The sequence below is a fragment of the Nocardia sp. bgisy134 genome (assembly GCF_965341865.1).
Taxonomy (GTDB): Bacteria; Actinomycetota; Actinomycetes; order Mycobacteriales; family Mycobacteriaceae; genus Nocardia.
Genome location: NZ_CBDQZP010000004.1, coordinates 151,945 through 167,131, shown reverse-complemented (window position 1 = coordinate 167,131; position 15,187 = coordinate 151,945). Strand labels below are relative to the sequence as shown.

The window sequence follows — 15,187 nt, the reverse complement described above, 5'->3', positions numbered from 1 at the left end:
GTCCCGGGGCGATCACGCACACCCGAAAGACGGAGGGGAACATGACCAAAGAACAGACCGAACGGAACGATTCGTCTGATTCGTCATCGAAAGAAGGTGTTCCGACGTCTTCGGCCGCACCCGGTGCCGCCGAATCCATCGGCGCGCAAACCGGCGTGCCGAAATCTCGGACCACGGTGACCGAAAGCGAGGCGGCGGCCTCGGCAGAGGCCGTGGCACCGAAGAGCGGGACATCCGCCAGCATTTCCGCCGACGCCGAGACCGTCGCTCCTCGAGGCACGCAGGCCGAGGGGAAGGTCGCGTCGATCGCCGACACCCACACCGAGACATCCGAGACGGTCGACAATCCCGAGAAACCCGCGGACCCCGTCTCGAAAGATCCTGCCACCTCGTCGAATTCGCACGACGGCATGCCCCGGCCGATGACGCCGGTCACCGTGCGCTTCGGCCCACCGCCGATACCCCGATGGCGCAAGGTCAACTATCCGCGCGCGGTGCTCCCCGCCGCGGCCGTCGCAGGCGTCGCCGCGGCGGTGACGATTCCGTGGGATCGTCCCGGCATCGGGTGGGTTCTCGCGGGTGTGATCGCCGCGGGCGCTGTGTTCGAGGTCGATCGCCGTGCGCGCCAGGGTGCCGAACAGAAAGCCGCCGACCGTTCGATACTCGCTCTGCTGCGCCGCAATCCGGCGCGGCTGTGGTGGACCGCGCTCGCCTTGACACTGCTGGCGGTGGGAGTGGTGCGGGCGGCGGGATGGTTGTTCGCGCTGTGCGTGCTTGCCGCCGTGATCGCAGGTTCGCTGGCGGTGGTGCCGCGCCGGTCGGTGCACGGCCTCGGGTACGACGCGATAGCGGTGCCGCTGGAGACGGTGTCTGCGGCGCTGTGGGTGTACGACGGCGCGCGTCGCCTGCCCGATGTGCGGACGGCGCGCACGTGGCGGGCCGGGCTGTCGGTGGGCGCGACCATCGCGCTGCTCGCGGTGTTCGCGCCGCTGCTCGGCAGCGCCGATGCGACGTTCGGCTCGATGCTCGACCGGTTGGTACCCACGGTGGAAGCGGAGCCGCTCGTGCGGTGGACGCTGGTCTCCGGGGCGGTGGCACTCGGCTGCGTCGCCGCGATGTTCCTGCTGGCCGGGCCGCCGATGTCGGCGGATTCGGCGGCGCGCGAAGCGGTTTCGGGTCGCACGCTGAGCCGGTGGGAGTGGGCACTGCCGGTGGGCGCGCTGACGGCGTTGTTCGCGGCGTTCGTCGCCGCGCAGTTCGCGGCGCTGTTCGGCGGCGACGACTACGTGCAGGAGACCGCGGGCCTCACCTACGCGGAGTACGCGCGCAGCGGATTCTGGCAGCTGTCCATCGTCACCATGCTGGCGCTGGCGGTGATCCTCGCGGTGCTGCGGTGGGCGGCCCAGGATTCGGCGCGCGACCGGACGTGGTTGCGCGCGCTGCTCGGCGCGGTGAGCACGCTGTCGCTGGTGCTGGTCGCGTCCGCGCTGGGCCGCATGTGGATCTATCAGCAGGCCTACGGGTTCACGGTGCTTCGCCTGCTGGTGGAGGTCAGCGAGTTGTGGCTCGGGCTGATCTACGTGCTCGTGCTCGCCGCAGTGGTCCGGTTGCGCCGCGCGTGGCTGCCGCGCGCCGCGGTCGGCACGGCCCTCGCGACACTGCTGGCGCTGGCGATCCTGAATCCGGAACGCTTGGTCGCCGAGCGCAACATCGACCGCTGGGTGGACGGAAAGCGGCTCGACACGGAGTATCTGAGCACACTCTCGCCCGATGTCCTGCCCGCGCTCGACCGGCTTCCCGAGCCGATGCGGGCTGAGGTGTTCGCACCGATCCGGGAGGACCTGCCCGCGGACACCTGGCAGAGCTGGAATCTGTCCCGCGCCGCCGCGCGCTGAACTCAGCGCCTGTGCGTGCCGATCGCGAGCCGCACCGCGTCGGTGGGGTCGGTGGCGGTGAGCGTGGCCCGCAGGGGTTCGCCGGCGGCGTCCAGGATCTGCCAGCCGCCGAGCGAGACGACCGGGATGTCGCCGCGGTGGCGGGCCAGCGCCAGTTCGGACAGGGTGCCCCAGGAGCCGCCGATGACGATCACCGCGTCGGCCGAGCGCACCAGGATCGCGTTGCGCGCCTCGCCCATGTTCGTGAACAGCACGGCGGACAGACCGGGGCAGGCCGCGTCGCGGTCGAGATCGGGGCGCACTCCAATCACCAGCCCGCCCGCCCGCGACGCGCCGTCGGCGACGGCGGCCATCACCCCTTCGCCACCGCCGCACAGCACGGTCGCGCCCGCGGCGGCGAGCAATCTGCCGACCTCGGTGGCGTTCGCGGCGTCGGCGCGGGTGCACGCGGTGGGCCCGCACACGGCGACCTGCTTGGCGTGGGTGCGGCGGATCGTCAGCGCTGCCATACCGACAGTCTGCCGGGTGCGGTGGTCAGCCGCGGGTTCCTCCGGCGAGTCGCGCGGCGGCGTCGTCCGGGAAACCGAATGTCATCTCGGTTTCGGCGCGCAACGCGGCGGCCCGGTCCATCGACCGGGTGTTGGCGTAGAGCGCCTTGTAGATGCGGTTCGAGCCGGGCGAGTTCGCGGCGATGCGGGCGGCGAGATCGGCGACGTGCCGGTCGAGCTCGGCGTCGGGCACGCAGTGGTCGACCAGCCCGATGTCGGCCGCCTCGGCAGCCGAAAGCCTGCGGGCGGTGAAGCTGAGTTCCTTGGCCCTGGACATGCCGACTCGTTCGGGCAGCCGCACCGACATGCCCCACAGCGGAACGAGCCCCCACTGGCTGTGCGTGTCACCGAGCTGCGCGGATTCGGCCGCCACCAGCAGGTCGCAGCCGAGGGCCAGTTCCAGGCCGCCGGTGAAGCAGTGCCCGTGGATCTTGGCGATGGTGGGTTTCGGCAGGGCCTCGAGCAGTCCGATGGTCTCCGCCTCGCGGAACCGGTGCGCGAGCGCGTCGCCCTCGGCGAGCGCGGCCAGATCGTGTCCCGCGCAGAAGGATCGGCCCGCGCCGGTGAGCACGACGACGTGCACGGTGTCGTCGGCGGCGAGCGTTTCCAGGTGGGTGCGCAGTCGGTCGAAGGAGTCGGCGGTGAGCGCGTTGAGCTTGTCGGGCCGGTTCAGCGTCACCGTGGCGATCGCGCCGTCGATCGAACAGAGAACCAGGTCGTCGCTCATGCCTTCGCCTCGCTCGCTCATGGGTCACCTCCGTGTTCACACCGCCGTGCACGCCACGCCGGCGTCTGTCGCACCCTAGTCGGCGTGTTCGTGTGCGGAAGGCCGCGGGCGGGACCGCGCGGGAGGGGATTTCACGAACTTCAGGCCGACGACGCAGGCGATGATGCCCGCGAGGAAGCCGATCTTGCCCGCCGAGACGGTCTCGGCGCCGGTGGCCATGGCATAGCCGACGGTGAGTGCCGCGCCGACGCCGATCCAGACCGCGTAGGCCACGCCGATCGGGATCCGCCAAGTGGCCAGCGCCAGCCCGATCATGCTGGCGGCCAAGGCGATTCCGAACCCCGCGGTGGGCGCCGGTCGCGAGAACCCGGCCGACATGCCGAGCGCGGTCGCCCACACGGCCTCGAACACCGCGCTCACGGCATCTCAGCTCACCGCCTTCTGGCCCGCGACGCAGCCCACCAGCCCGCACAGCAGCAGCGTGCGCCCCAGACTCGCCCGCTCCTTGCCGGTGACCACGGCCCACACGACCGTGAGCACCGCGCCGACGCCGACCCACACCGCGTAGGCGGTGCCGGTGGGCAGGCTGCCCATGGCGAACGCGAGGCCGAGCATGCTGGCGGCGAGCGCCGCCGCGAAAACGAGGGTGGGAACGAGACGCCGGAAACCGCGGGACTCGGCGAGCGATGCACCGCGACGTTGCCTTCGATGCCGGCGTGGCGTCTATCGAGACTCGGTCGCGTCGGCGAGCCGGGCGCGCAGGGCGAGCGCGTCGCGCGGCGCCATCACTTTCGCGTCGTTGTCGAAATAGGCGTACACGTCCCCGGCGCACGCCCACGCACGGATCTTCTCGGCCCACATGTCCAGTCCGGCATTGGTGTATCCGCTGACGTAGAGCTCGTCGTGCCCGTGCAGCCGGACGTACACGAAGTCCGCGGTGACGTCCTCCAGGAGTGGATACTTGCCCGCCGCGTCCGCGACGACGAGTGCGATTCCGTGTGCGCGCAGCAATTCTGGGAACTCCGGCGTGACGAAGGTGGGGTGCCGGATCTCGAGCGCGTGGCGCAGCGGGCGGTCCGCGTCGATGGCGGTGTGGGCCGGGCCGACGCGGTGATCGTGACGGCGCGCGATGTCGGCGGCCCGCGCGGTGCTGTGTGGCAGGTGTGCGAAGAACTCGGCGAGCAGTTCCGGGTCGAACGGCATGGTCGGCGGCAGTTGCCAGAGGATCGGGCCGAGCTTGGGGCCGAGCGCGAGCACGCCGGAGGCGAGGAAGTTCGCCAGCAGCGTGTCGCCGTCGCGCAGCCGCTTCATGTGGGTGATGAAGCGGCTGCCCTTCACGGCGAACACGAAGTCGTCGGGTGTCTGCGCGGCCCAGCGCAGGTAGCTCGACGGTCGCTGTAGCGAGTAGAACGATCCGTTGATCTCGACGCTGTTCAGTCGCTCGGCGAGGTAGGCGAGTTCGAGCCGCTGGGTCAGCCCTTGCGGATAGAACACGCCGCGCCACGGTCGATACACCCATCCAGAGGTGCCGATCCGGATGTCGCCCATGGCATCCATGGTGGCATCCGTTGCGCAGGAGCGTGCCGGACAAGCGCGATCCGAACGCGGAGGGCGGACGTGCCGGGGGCGGTTGTGAGCCGGAAATCCGTACGCGGCAATATCTCCGAGGGTTCGGCGGCCCGTGGTTCGGGTACGTCATGGTCGGATCATTCGCTTTTCAACAGAGTTCAATCGGAGGAATCACATGTCGAAGGTCGATGCCGTGCGGCTGTCGAGCGTACTGGGCATCGATGTGGCGCAGGCGATGCTGCGGCTGCGCAACGAACGCTATCCCGCGGAGACCGAGCACGACACCTGCCTGCGCCTCATCGCCGAGGACGCACAGCGCAGGCGTTACGGCGCCTGAAGCGCGCTCGTCGTGGCCGATGGCAGGGTCGGCTCGGACAGTTCCGCCGGCCGGATTTCGGATCGACGCACGATTCACTCGCACTCCGGCCCGCACTTGCCGCTGACACTCGGGTGGCCGTGCACACACGGCCGCACCGAGAACCTGATCAGCGCCTCGCTCAACGCGCCGACATCGCCGAGGGTGCCGTCGTCGATACCGCGGGCGATCTCGGCTTCCAGTTCGATCACGCGCACCAGCACGGTCAGCAGCGCGGCGTGGCCCGGTATCCGCCGTTCGGCGTCGCCTGCGAGTTCTTCGGCGATGGTCTGGGCACGGCGCAGATCGCGCACCGCGCCCAATGGGTCGCGGCGGCGGACCGACAGCCGGGCCTGATTGCGCAGCTGGTCGATGTCGTCGAGGCGAGGTCCGAGGTGCGGGAATTCGGGTGACATCACGGTGTCCTCACTAACTGCGTCGATGCAACGGGGGCTCCGGTCGGTGAAGGATGATCTGGTTCGGCGGCGTGCAGTGCATATCGCCTCCCGGTCCGCCGCTGTGACATCGCGGCGTGGCGCGCGCGGCAGTGGGTAGTTCCGAACACGGAGCACATCGACGACCCAGGAAGGCGGTGGCGATGACCAGCGCACAGCTGCTCACCGACGGATACGAGCGGGTCAAGGAGGTGGTGCACGAGGCCGTCGACGGGCTCGGCGAGGACGCGCTGACCTTCCGGATCGATCCGGGCGCCAACACGATCGCCTGGTTGATCTGGCATCTGACCCGCGTCCAGGACGACCACCTCGCCGACGTGGCGGGCACCGAGCAGGCGTGGACCGCGCAGGACTGGCACGGCCGTTTCGGCCTGCCGCTCGACGAACGGGCGACCGGCTACGGCGACGGCCCCGACGACGTCGCCGTCATCCGCGCCCCCGCCGAACTGCTGAGCGGCTACTACGACGCCGTCCACGAGCGAACCCTCGCGTTCGTGCGCGACCTGTCCGACGAGGACCTGTCGAAGGTGGTCGACGTCCGCTGGGACCCGCCGGTCACCCTCGGTGTGCGTCTGGTCAGCGTGATCTCCGACGACCTCCAGCACGCCGGTCAGGCGGCGTTCCTGCGCGGAGTGTTCGACCGGACGAGGTGAAACCCCGTCAGGGCCGCGTGAATCTGCCGAGACCATCGGCGTCGAAGTACTCGAGGGTCAGGGTGTTTCCGGCGAACGTGGCGCGCGAGACCGAGCCGGTGGTGGCGTTCTCGCCGCTCGGGGTGAACACGAAGGTGTCGCCGTCCCAGTGGCGCAGCGGGAAACGCATGTCCTTCGGCCCGAGGGTGAGGATGAGCGAATCGCCTTCGGTGGTGACCGTGGCAGGCCCGTAGTACGGGTTGTCGTAGCGACCCGCGTAGGACGGCAACGGCTGGGCGGGTACGGGCTGAGCAGGTGGCGTCGCGCCCGCCAGACCGCCGCTCGGCTTGCTGAACGGGGCGAACGCCTCGCGGTAGAGCGCGCGCCAGTCCTCGCGGACGGTGCCGAACTGGACGAGGTCGGCGAATTCCGCGTTGAGCGTTTCCGGCACCCCGATCGGCGCGGCGTTGGTGAGCGTCACGATGCCCACGTTCGCGGAGGGGATCAGGGTGAACGCGGTCGCGGCGCCGAGATCGAAAGCGCCCGAATGCCCGAGCACCACCCGTCCCGCCGGGGAGACCCCGACGTTGAAGCCGTAACCGTAGAACCCGGCGCGCGAGTCGAAGGTCTTCGGCGGCGCCGACACCGCTTGCGGCGACACGGCCGGTTGCAGCGCGTCGGGCGCGAGGAACGGCCGCCCGCCCGCTGCTCCGTCGGCGAGCACCATCGCCATCCATTCGGTGAGATCGTCCACCGACGAACTCACTCCGCCCGCGGGGGACTGGGCGTCGGGCTGACGGGGCGGGTCGGCGACCCGGTACGTGCCGTCGACGAGCACGTGGCCGTCGGCGCGATCGGCGCGGGCGCGGAAGTCGCTGTACCGCGAGCTGGTCGAGCCCATGCCGAGCGGCTGGTAGATCTCCTTGTCCGACAACGATTCCCAGTCGGTGCCCGCGGCCTCGGCGACCGCGACGGCGGCGGCGGTGAGTCCGAAATTGGTGTACGCGTAGGAGTCGCGGAACGGGTCGAGCGGCAGGAGCCGCAGGCGCTCGAGCACTTGATCCCGGTCGTAGCCGAGGTCCTCGAGCAGGTCACCGGCGTGATCGGGCAGACCGGACCGGTGCGCGAAAAGGTCTCCGACGGTCACCTTCTCGGTGACGTACGGATCGTTCAGCGCGAACGAGGGCATGAGCTCGCGCACCGGCGTATTCCATTGGACGGCGCCCGTGGCGACCTGTTTGGCGACGACGGTCGCGGCGAGCGACTTCGACACCGACGCCAGCTGGAACACCGTCTCCGGGCCGACCTTGGCGTCGGAGCCCACGGCGCGCACACCGAATCCCTTGCGGTACACCAGTTTTCCGTCGTGGACGACGGCGACGGCGAGTCCGGGAATGCGCGAGGACTGCAACAGGCTCTCGGCGAGCCCGTCCAGGCGCTGCACCGCCTGATCGATCTGTCCGTCGGGAATCGTCACCCCGGCGACCTGATTCGGCATCTCGGGCGAGGTGATAGCGGGGGACTCGGGTGCGGGGGCGTCGACGCAGCCGCCGACGAGCAGTCCCGCGGCCAGCAGCGCCGCGAGACCCGGAATTCTCCGCCGATCTCTCCGCACGGCCACTCCCGGGGGTCGTCTTCGACACAAACCCACCCTAGAGCGTAGATCAACCGATCTTGTGGTGGAAGCCCGCCGGATCCAGGGGTTGTTTGCCGCCGCGGGTTTGGCGGTAGTCCTCATCCGAACCAAGGACCGTCGGCGGGCACGTCCGGCTGCCGACCCGCGGAGAGGAGCTTCGATGAGCCGGCTACCGAAAGACCGCCGCGACACCAGGCGGCGCACCGCCGCGGTGCGCGGCGCATCCACCTTGATCGCGGCGGCGGTGTGTCTCGCGCCGGTCGCGGGCACGGCGACCGCGGCCGATCCGCCGGTACTCGGCGGCGGCTCTGGCATCGTCGTCGGCAATCAGGCCCAGTGCACGCTCACCGCGATCGGTCACGACCGCGCCGGACGGCTGGTGGGTCTCACCGCCGGGCACTGCGGTGCGCCGGGTGCGACGGTGCTGGCCGAATACGATCCCAATTACGGCGTGGTCGGCAGGTTCGCCCACTCCGATCCCGTCCTGGACTACGCGGTCATCGAATTCGACGCCGACCGCGTCACGCCGGTGCGGCAGCTGGGCGATATCGCGATCACCGGTATCGGCGCGCCCGCGCGGTTCCCGGCGGTCGTGTGCAAGAAGGGCCGCACCACGGGAACCACCTGCGGCGTCGCGTGGGGCGCCGTCGGCCCCGCGACCGAATCCTGGACGCAGCTGTGCGTGCTGGAAGGCGATTCCGGCGCGCCGGTGCTGATCGGCTCCACTCTCGTCGGCATGGTGAACGCCTACCTCGGGGTGGGTTGCTTCGGCCCGGAAGTGGGTACCGACATTCATGCGGTGGTGACCGACCTGAATGCGCGCGGAGAGGTCGGCGCGGGTTTCCAGCCGATCTGATCGGTTCGCGCGGCCCGGCTCTCGACGAGCCCGCCGGGTGTTCATCGTTGTCCGAGGACAGCGATGTGAGAGACGGTCTCTCGCCCGCCGCGGCAGCGTGCGCGAAGTGAATCACCGATCTGGATGAGTCGCTCCCCAATCGGTGCCGACTTGTACGAGACCACAACAGATTACGGATGAATCCCACTAGTCAAGTGACGCATGAATCGCAACTCGATCCGCTCCGGTTTGGGGTTGGTCACAATGACCGGACACTCAACCGGGGGTGTTTGCCGAATTCACGCCACCGAATCGCCTCGATGGTTGCCGGTCGATACCGTGGGGGCACATCTGGAGGAAGAGGAAGCAGAATCCACATGGGCTCCAACAACGCCGAGGACGACGGCAAACCGGCTCCGGTGCGTGACTTCGGCACGGCGATCCGCATGGGCCTGGATCTCGCCCTGGCGTTGGTGGAGGATGCCGACCCGTCGCTGGACGCCATGCTGCGCACCCTCGAGCGCAACGCCGCGCTGTGGGCGCTGGACGGCGTGCCGATCGACGAGATCCAGCACGCGGTCCACGAGGGCGTCAAATCGGGGCTCGCCCAGTTGCGCGACGACGCAGGCCCGGTGCTGGACTGTTTGCTCGTCGTCGATCTGCTCGACATCATGACCTCGACCGTGTCGCGGGCGTACCTGACGGCCGATCGCGCGACGCGCGGCACTGCACGCTAGGCGGGCGAGGCGCGGCCATTACCCGCCGGGTAATCGTGCGACGCCCGGACGGTTCGTAGGATCGACGGGGTGAGTACTCGGACGGCGGGCGATCTGCTGCGGCACTGGCGTCTCGAGCGTCGATTGAGTCAGCTCGAGCTGGCCGGTCGCGCCGAAACCTCCGCGCGCCACCTCAGTTTCATCGAGACCGGGCGCGCCACCCCCAGCCGCGCCATGCTCGCGCACCTGTGCGATCACCTCGACATTCCGCTGCGGGAACGCAACCGCCTGCTGCTGGCGGCCGGCTACGCCCCCGCTTACGCCGAACCGACCATGGACACCCCCGAGATGGACGCGGTGCGGCAGGCGATGCGACAGATCCTGGTCGGCCACGAGCCCTACCCGGCGCTGGCCATCGACCGGGACTGGAACATGGTCGATGCCAATGCCGGTGTGGCCGTGATGCTCACCGGCATCGACTCGCGGCTGCTGACCGCGCCGGTGAACGCGCTGCGGCTGAGCCTGCACCCCGGCGGCCTCGCGCCGCGGATCGTCAATCTCGCCGAATGGCGCGGGCACCTGTTCGCCCGGTTGTCCCGGCAGATCGAGGTCACCGGCGCGCCGGACCTGGTCGCGTTGCGCGAGGAACTGCGCGGCTACCCGGGCGGCGAGACCGAGGTCGCGCTCCCGGAACCGGATCAGGCCGCCGTTCCGCTGCGGCTGCGCCACGACGGCGCGGAACTGTCGTTCCTGTCGGTCACCAGCGTGTTCGGCACGCCGATGAACGTCACCGTCGCCGAACTCGCCATCGAATCGTTCTTCCCCGCCGACGCGGAAACACGGAAACGTCTGAGCGCGTTGGCTTCCTGAGGATTGCGCCGTCAGCCGGTCAGCGCGGCGCGTGCGGTGGCGAGGGTCTGCGCGCGGTAGCCCGCACCAAACAGCGCGACGTGCACCAGCAGCGGATGCAACTGGTGCAGCGGAACCCGCGACCGCCAGCCCGCCGCCAACGGACAAGCCCGCTCGTAGGCGGCCAGGATGCGGTCCAGATACGGTGCGCCGAAAAGCGCGAGCATGGCCAGATCGGTCTCCCGGTGCCCGCCGTGCGCCGACGGATCGATCAGCACCACGCCCGCCTCGGTCCAGCGCAGGTTGCCCGACCACAGATCGCCGTGAATGCGGGCGGGCGACTCCGGCGGCCCCGCCAGCTCCTCGACCGCGTCGATCACCCGCTCCAGCAGCCGCACCCCGTCCGCGCCGAGCACGTCTGCGGTGCGCGCCACGAACGGGCGCAGCCTGCGCTCGGCGTACCAGCGCGCCCACGGCCCCTCGCTCGGTGTGTTGTCCAGCGGCAGCTCGGCGATCCACCCGGGCCACGGCGCCCCGAAAGCGCCCGGCGAATCCGCGTGCAGCAGCGCGAGATCCCGGCCGAAACGGTCCGCCGCGGCGGGGGAGGGCGCGGCATCGGGCAACCACGGCAGCACCAGCATCCCGCCACCGGCGGCCAGCACCGTCGGCACCAGCGCGGGGTTTCCCGCGCCGAGCCAGCGCAGGCCCGCCGCCTCCGCCGCGAACACCCCGGCCCGGTCCGCGGCGGCCTTGACGAACACGATGCGACCGTCGTCCAGCTCGGCCCGGTGCAGCGTCCACCCGTGACCCGACCCGAGATCCGTCACCGCACGGACCCCGACACCCAGCGACTCACCCAGCCGCTCCGCGATGCTCACCGCACCACGGTATGCCCCTCAGGACGCGGTGCGCGCGATGACGTGTTCGGCGAACCGGGACAGGTTCGCGATCTTCGTGTCCAGGCTCTCGGTGTCCTGGTCGCGGGTGTACGGATTGCGGAAGCCCACGATGACATCGGTGACGCCCTTGTCCTCCAGACGCTTCACGCCGTCGACGGTGAAACCGTCCAGCGAGATGACGTGCACCTCGAAATCCTTGCGCGTCCCGTACTCGGCCCGCAGCGCGTCCAACTCGAGCAACAGCCGATCGAGTTCGGCGGGGTCGCCGCCCGCGTGCATCCAGCCGTCGCCGCGCTGGGCCGCCCGGCGCAGGGCCGGACCGCTGTGCCCGCCGATCAGGATCGGGATCGGCTCGGTGGGCACCGGATTGATCTTGATCGGCGGCAGGTCGTAGAACTCGCCGTGGTACTCGAAGTAGCCGCCCGCAGTGAGTCCGCGCACGATGTCGACGCACTCGTCCATGCGCGCGCCGCGCTTCTCGAACGGCACGTCCATGATCTCGAAGTCGTCCGGCCACGGGCTGATCCCGACACCGAGACCGAACCGGTTGCCACTCAGCGCCGCCACCGACGCCGCTTGCTTGGCCACCAGCACCGGCGGGCGGATGGGCAGCTTCAGCACGAACGGGGTGAACCGCAGCGTGGTCGTCGCGGCCGCCATCGCCGCCGACAGCACGAACGCCTCGATGAACGGCTTGTCCTCGAGGAACTCCCGGCTGCCATCGGGGGTGTAGGGATAGGTGGCGTCGGAATCGCGCGGATAGGCGACGCTGTCGGCCACCGCCATCGACGTGTACCCGGCCGCCTCGGCGGCTTGCGCCAAAGGCACGTAGTAGGACGGGTCGGTCATCGTCTCCGCGTACGTGAACCGCATGGGACCAGCCTTCCTGCTCGGTCGTCGCCGGGCAACGGGTCGTCGGTGAGCGCGGTACGCCCACGCGAACATCTCCCAGCCAATTAATCACTGGTGCTTAACAAGGTCAAGACTCGGGTTCAGTACAGTGGGTGTCCATGCAAGCCGAGGACTCGCGCGCCGCCCTCCTCGCCGCGGGGGAGCGGCTCATCGCCGAACGCGGCGTCGACGTCCCGCTGCGCGACATCGCCGCCGCCGCGGGCCAGCGCAACAACTCCGCCGTCCACTACTACTTCGACTCCCGCAACGGACTCATCGAAGCCATCGTCGAGCGCCGCATGAACCGGCTCGAACAACGCCGCATGAACATGCTCGCCGCCCACGAAGCCGACGGCACCGGCACCGACCCGCACGCCCTGGTCGGCATGCTGGTCGGCCCCATGCTCGAACTCGTCGGACAAGACCGCACCAGCCACTACGGGCGCTTCCTCGAAGTCGTCCGCACCCACCCCGTCATCGCCGACGCACGCCGCCTCGCAGGCGCCGACCGCGCCGCGGTCCGCATCATCGCCACCCGCCTCGACACCGCCCTCCCGCACCTCGAGCCCCGCCAACGCCGCCGGCGCATGGAAACCATGACCACCGTGCTGTTCGCACTCGTCGCCGACTACGAACGCGCACTCCAGGACGGCACCCGCACCCCACACCTCGACGACGACACCGCCGAGATCGCCGACATGCTCGTCGCGATGCTCACCGTGCCCCCGCGCTGAGATCCCGTGCTCGGGCGTCGCGCGCCCGGCTGGGGTCGGTGCCGGGACACACGTCTTCTCCTACGACCACGGCAAAGTGCGGCAAGAGTTCTCGATCTGCCTGCTCGGGCGACCGGTGAGCGGTGAGCTGACGGTCTCGGACGAGCCGCACGAGGTCGCCTGGGAAGCGAACCCTTTCAGCCGGACCCGCGCGCAGAGCACGACGTCGCTCGCGCGATCATCGAGCCACGCCGCCTCGGCCGCGGAACACCTTGCCGATCGACCGGCGCCTCCGGTGCCGCCATCGCGCAGTGATCTCGCCAGACCCGCCCCAGAATCCGCGGCCGCATCACACACCACCTCGCCGACCACCGGCGAACGAACACACGGCGGGCCGACCGACCGCCCACCACAACCCCCGATACCGCTCCATGACCGTCAGCATCACCGATGCCGCACGCCGCCGGAAGCGTAGGACTACTCAACCCTCCCGCGCACGCCGCGTCAATTCCACTGTCGCCGCCCGCAAGCCATCGATCCCATCGAGCCGCTCCGCATAACCCACCCGGGTCCGCGCCACCCCGCGCGGCGACTCGACCCGCAAATCCAGCCCGTACCGATCCGCCCGCTCACACCGCGCCGCCGTCGCATCCGGATAACCGCCGAGCGCCCGCGCCATCGACAGCAACGCATCCGCGTGATCGTCGTTCAGATGCGCGATCGCCCGCGCCGCCACCGGCGCCACCGGATCCGGCTCCGCCGCCAGATACTCCGCACCCGTCGCCGAATCCATCCGCCCGTACCCGCCGACCCATCGAACCCGCCGAACCCGCAACACCCACAGCGCGAAATCGCTGTAATCGACATACATCCGCGCTGCGGGCACCGCCACCACATGCGCCTCGCGCGCCGCCGCCAGCTCCGCGTCCACCGGCCGCTCCACCACGCCCGCCACCGTGATCCGCGAACCCGCCAACGGATCCGCGGGCAGCTCCGGCGCCACGATCGACAGACTGGCCCGCGGCTCGGCCGCCAGATTCCGCCCGTGCTCGGCCATCCGCGACACACACAGCACCGGCGCACCGTCCAACAGCCCGTACGTCACGAACGACGCCCACGGCGTCCCGTCCTCGCTCGAACTCGCCAACGTCGCGATATTCGTCGACGCCGCAACCGTTCTCGCCTCCTCCGCCGCCGACGGACGCACCGGATTCACCACCGGACCGAGCGGGCCGGGCATCGACGGCGTATCCCCGGGATCACCATGATCGAGAGTCATGGCCACCAGCGTGCCATGCCGAAACGCCGTCGACGGCACAACCAAAGCAACCCAACACCCACGCGCCGCCACCCGATGCGTGAGGATGGGCGTCGTGACCCGATACGCATTCGACGCCGACCGCAACGCACTCGTCGCCATCTGGGCGACCGGACGCGGCGACCAGGCCCAGACGGTAGCCATGCTGCCGCCGACAGCACCCGAGCTGGCAACGGATTTGGCGTCGAATCTGACCACGCTGTCGCGCTTCCACTGGCGCACCTACACCCACCCCGCTGCCGCCGCAGGCGACCCCGAGGTCCCCGACAGCGAAGCCTGGCGCCGCGCCGAAGAACGCCGAAACTTCACCGTGGTGGAGAGCGGGCTGCGCAACCCGAACCTGCCCACCGAGGCAGGTCTGCTCGTCTCCTACAGCGGCGTCGTCGAATCCGCCCACCGCGTCGGCCGCTGCCTGCACAGCATCGACACCGCCGAGCTCACCGAAACCATCGTCACCGAGATCCATCGCGAACAGGCCGCCATCGAAGCCGCCGAACTCGGCGACCTCTCCGGCCGCGCCCGCCAAGCCGTCGAACTCTCCCGCCCCGACGTCTCGCCCGCCCAGGTCCACGCCGCCGACGCACTGCTGCGCACCGACCCGCTCGGCGCACCCGAACTGTTCACCGAACTCGACCCCGCCTCGGCCTCCGTCGCCGCCGCCCACTGGCTGCACGCCGCCGCCGAGATCGCGGGCGAACTCGCCGACCTCCCCATCACCGACGTCATCGCCGAAGCCGACGAGATCGAAGCCATCCCCGTCGCGACCCCCACCCTCGTCCTGGAACGACTCGACAGCGGCGAAACGGCCACCGACATCGTCGTCGACCTCATCGCCGAAGCCGTCGCCGTCTCCGAAGGCCACCTGCCCGCCCCGTGGGCCGTCGTCGCCCGCGTCGCCGAACTCGAAGAGCACGCCCGCCGCTACGAGATCGACAACGCCACCCGCGCCGCCCTGCTCGCCGAATTCCGCGTCAGCAGGCTCGATCCCGCCCGCCCGGCACTCGACCTGCTAGAAGACCTGCTCGACGGCATTCGCGGCTGCCTGCTGCTCTACGCGGCCCACCACGACGACGACACCGACATCGAAGACCGCTTCGCCGCCGACGTTCGCCGCGCCGCCGACACCCACTCCGAACGGCTCTTCTGAAC

17 protein-coding genes and 1 pseudogene are annotated in these 15,187 nt (G+C 70.1%); 8 read left to right on the top strand and 10 right to left on the bottom strand.

Annotation, left to right across the window (positions count from 1 at the left end; translation table 11 throughout):
• Nucleotides 1-41: 41 nt before the first annotated feature.
• Nucleotides 42-1,895: a DUF4153 domain-containing protein gene (locus ACRWNM_RS09690; RefSeq protein ID WP_431965719.1), complete on the top strand. Its 1,854-nt coding sequence runs from the start codon at nt 42-44 to the stop codon at nt 1,893-1,895.
• A 2-nt stretch (nt 1,896-1,897) separates the two neighbouring features.
• On the opposite strand, the gene ACRWNM_RS09685 is transcribed toward ACRWNM_RS09690, so the two are convergent.
• From ACRWNM_RS09685 to ACRWNM_RS09665, 5 genes and pseudogenes are all read right to left on the bottom strand, one after another.
• Nucleotides 1,898-2,404, bottom strand: coding sequence for an LOG family protein (locus ACRWNM_RS09685; protein ID WP_431965717.1), 507 nt, complete (start codon nt 2,402-2,404; stop codon nt 1,898-1,900).
• 25 nt (nt 2,405-2,429) lie between these two features.
• Nucleotides 2,430-3,191 carry an enoyl-CoA hydratase/isomerase family protein gene (locus ACRWNM_RS09680; protein WP_431965715.1) on the bottom strand — a complete coding sequence of 254 codons (762 nt, stop codon included), beginning with the start codon at nt 3,189-3,191 and terminating at the stop codon, nt 2,430-2,432.
• 54 nt (nt 3,192-3,245) lie between these two features.
• A complete protein-coding gene (locus ACRWNM_RS09675) occupies nt 3,246-3,590 on the bottom strand; it encodes a DMT family transporter (RefSeq protein ID WP_431965713.1) in 345 nt (114 codons plus the stop codon).
• A gap of 6 nt (nt 3,591-3,596) precedes the next feature.
• Nucleotides 3,597-3,845: pseudogene (locus tag ACRWNM_RS09670) on the bottom strand (DMT family transporter); the annotation flags it as partial.
• A gap of 48 nt (nt 3,846-3,893) precedes the next feature.
• Nucleotides 3,894-4,718 carry a DUF72 domain-containing protein gene (locus ACRWNM_RS09665; protein ID WP_431965711.1) on the bottom strand — a complete coding sequence of 275 codons (825 nt, stop codon included), beginning with the start codon at nt 4,716-4,718 and terminating at the stop codon, nt 3,894-3,896.
• A 196-nt stretch (nt 4,719-4,914) separates the two neighbouring features.
• On the opposite strand from ACRWNM_RS09665, the gene ACRWNM_RS09660 reads away from it, so the two are divergent.
• Nucleotides 4,915-5,076 (top strand): hypothetical protein, encoded by a 162-nt coding sequence (locus tag ACRWNM_RS09660; RefSeq protein WP_157119503.1) that lies wholly within the window; start codon nt 4,915-4,917, stop codon nt 5,074-5,076.
• A 74-nt stretch (nt 5,077-5,150) separates the two neighbouring features.
• Here ACRWNM_RS09660 and ACRWNM_RS09655 read toward each other — a convergent pair whose 3' ends face one another.
• Nucleotides 5,151-5,510 (bottom strand): hypothetical protein, encoded by a 360-nt coding sequence (locus ACRWNM_RS09655; protein ID WP_431965709.1) that lies wholly within the window; start codon nt 5,508-5,510, stop codon nt 5,151-5,153.
• A 182-nt stretch (nt 5,511-5,692) separates the two neighbouring features.
• Between ACRWNM_RS09655 and ACRWNM_RS09650 the strand changes: the two genes are divergently transcribed.
• Nucleotides 5,693-6,202, top strand: coding sequence for a mycothiol transferase (locus ACRWNM_RS09650; protein WP_431965707.1), 510 nt, complete (start codon nt 5,693-5,695; stop codon nt 6,200-6,202).
• 7 nt (nt 6,203-6,209) lie between these two features.
• Here ACRWNM_RS09650 and ACRWNM_RS09645 read toward each other — a convergent pair whose 3' ends face one another.
• Nucleotides 6,210-7,796: a serine hydrolase gene (locus ACRWNM_RS09645; RefSeq protein WP_431965705.1), complete on the bottom strand. Its 1,587-nt coding sequence runs from the start codon at nt 7,794-7,796 to the stop codon at nt 6,210-6,212.
• Between the two features lie 181 nt (nt 7,797-7,977).
• Between ACRWNM_RS09645 and ACRWNM_RS09640 the strand changes: the two genes are divergently transcribed.
• From ACRWNM_RS09640 to ACRWNM_RS09630, 3 genes are all read left to right on the top strand, one after another.
• The gene (locus ACRWNM_RS09640) at nt 7,978-8,673 is read left to right on the top strand and encodes a S1 family peptidase (RefSeq protein WP_431965703.1); all 696 of its coding nucleotides are present in this window, start codon (nt 7,978-7,980) and stop codon (nt 8,671-8,673) included.
• A 356-nt stretch (nt 8,674-9,029) separates the two neighbouring features.
• Nucleotides 9,030-9,389, top strand: a complete 360-nt coding sequence (locus tag ACRWNM_RS09635) for a hypothetical protein (RefSeq protein ID WP_431965701.1) — start codon at nt 9,030-9,032, stop codon at nt 9,387-9,389.
• Between the two features lie 69 nt (nt 9,390-9,458).
• Nucleotides 9,459-10,238: a helix-turn-helix domain-containing protein gene (locus ACRWNM_RS09630; protein WP_431965699.1), complete on the top strand. Its 780-nt coding sequence runs from the start codon at nt 9,459-9,461 to the stop codon at nt 10,236-10,238.
• Between the two features lie 11 nt (nt 10,239-10,249).
• Here the strand turns inward: ACRWNM_RS09630 and ACRWNM_RS09625 are convergent, their stop codons facing one another.
• Complete coding sequence (locus ACRWNM_RS09625; RefSeq protein ID WP_431965697.1) at nt 10,250-11,095, bottom strand: fructosamine kinase family protein; 846 nt, start codon at nt 11,093-11,095, stop codon at nt 10,250-10,252.
• A gap of 18 nt (nt 11,096-11,113) precedes the next feature.
• A complete protein-coding gene (locus ACRWNM_RS09620; RefSeq protein WP_431965695.1) occupies nt 11,114-11,989 on the bottom strand; it encodes a TIGR03619 family F420-dependent LLM class oxidoreductase in 876 nt (291 codons plus the stop codon).
• 137 nt (nt 11,990-12,126) lie between these two features.
• On the opposite strand from ACRWNM_RS09620, the gene ACRWNM_RS09615 reads away from it, so the two are divergent.
• Nucleotides 12,127-12,741 (top strand): TetR family transcriptional regulator, encoded by a 615-nt coding sequence (locus ACRWNM_RS09615; RefSeq protein ID WP_431965693.1) that lies wholly within the window; start codon nt 12,127-12,129, stop codon nt 12,739-12,741.
• 460 nt (nt 12,742-13,201) lie between these two features.
• On the opposite strand, the gene ACRWNM_RS09610 is transcribed toward ACRWNM_RS09615, so the two are convergent.
• Nucleotides 13,202-13,999 carry a HugZ family protein gene (locus tag ACRWNM_RS09610; RefSeq protein WP_431965690.1) on the bottom strand — a complete coding sequence of 266 codons (798 nt, stop codon included), beginning with the start codon at nt 13,997-13,999 and terminating at the stop codon, nt 13,202-13,204.
• A 94-nt stretch (nt 14,000-14,093) separates the two neighbouring features.
• Here ACRWNM_RS09610 and ACRWNM_RS09605 point away from each other — a divergent pair, with 94 nt between their 5' ends.
• Complete coding sequence (locus ACRWNM_RS09605) at nt 14,094-15,185, top strand: hypothetical protein (protein WP_431965688.1); 1,092 nt, start codon at nt 14,094-14,096, stop codon at nt 15,183-15,185.
• Nucleotides 15,186-15,187 lie beyond the last annotated feature (2 nt).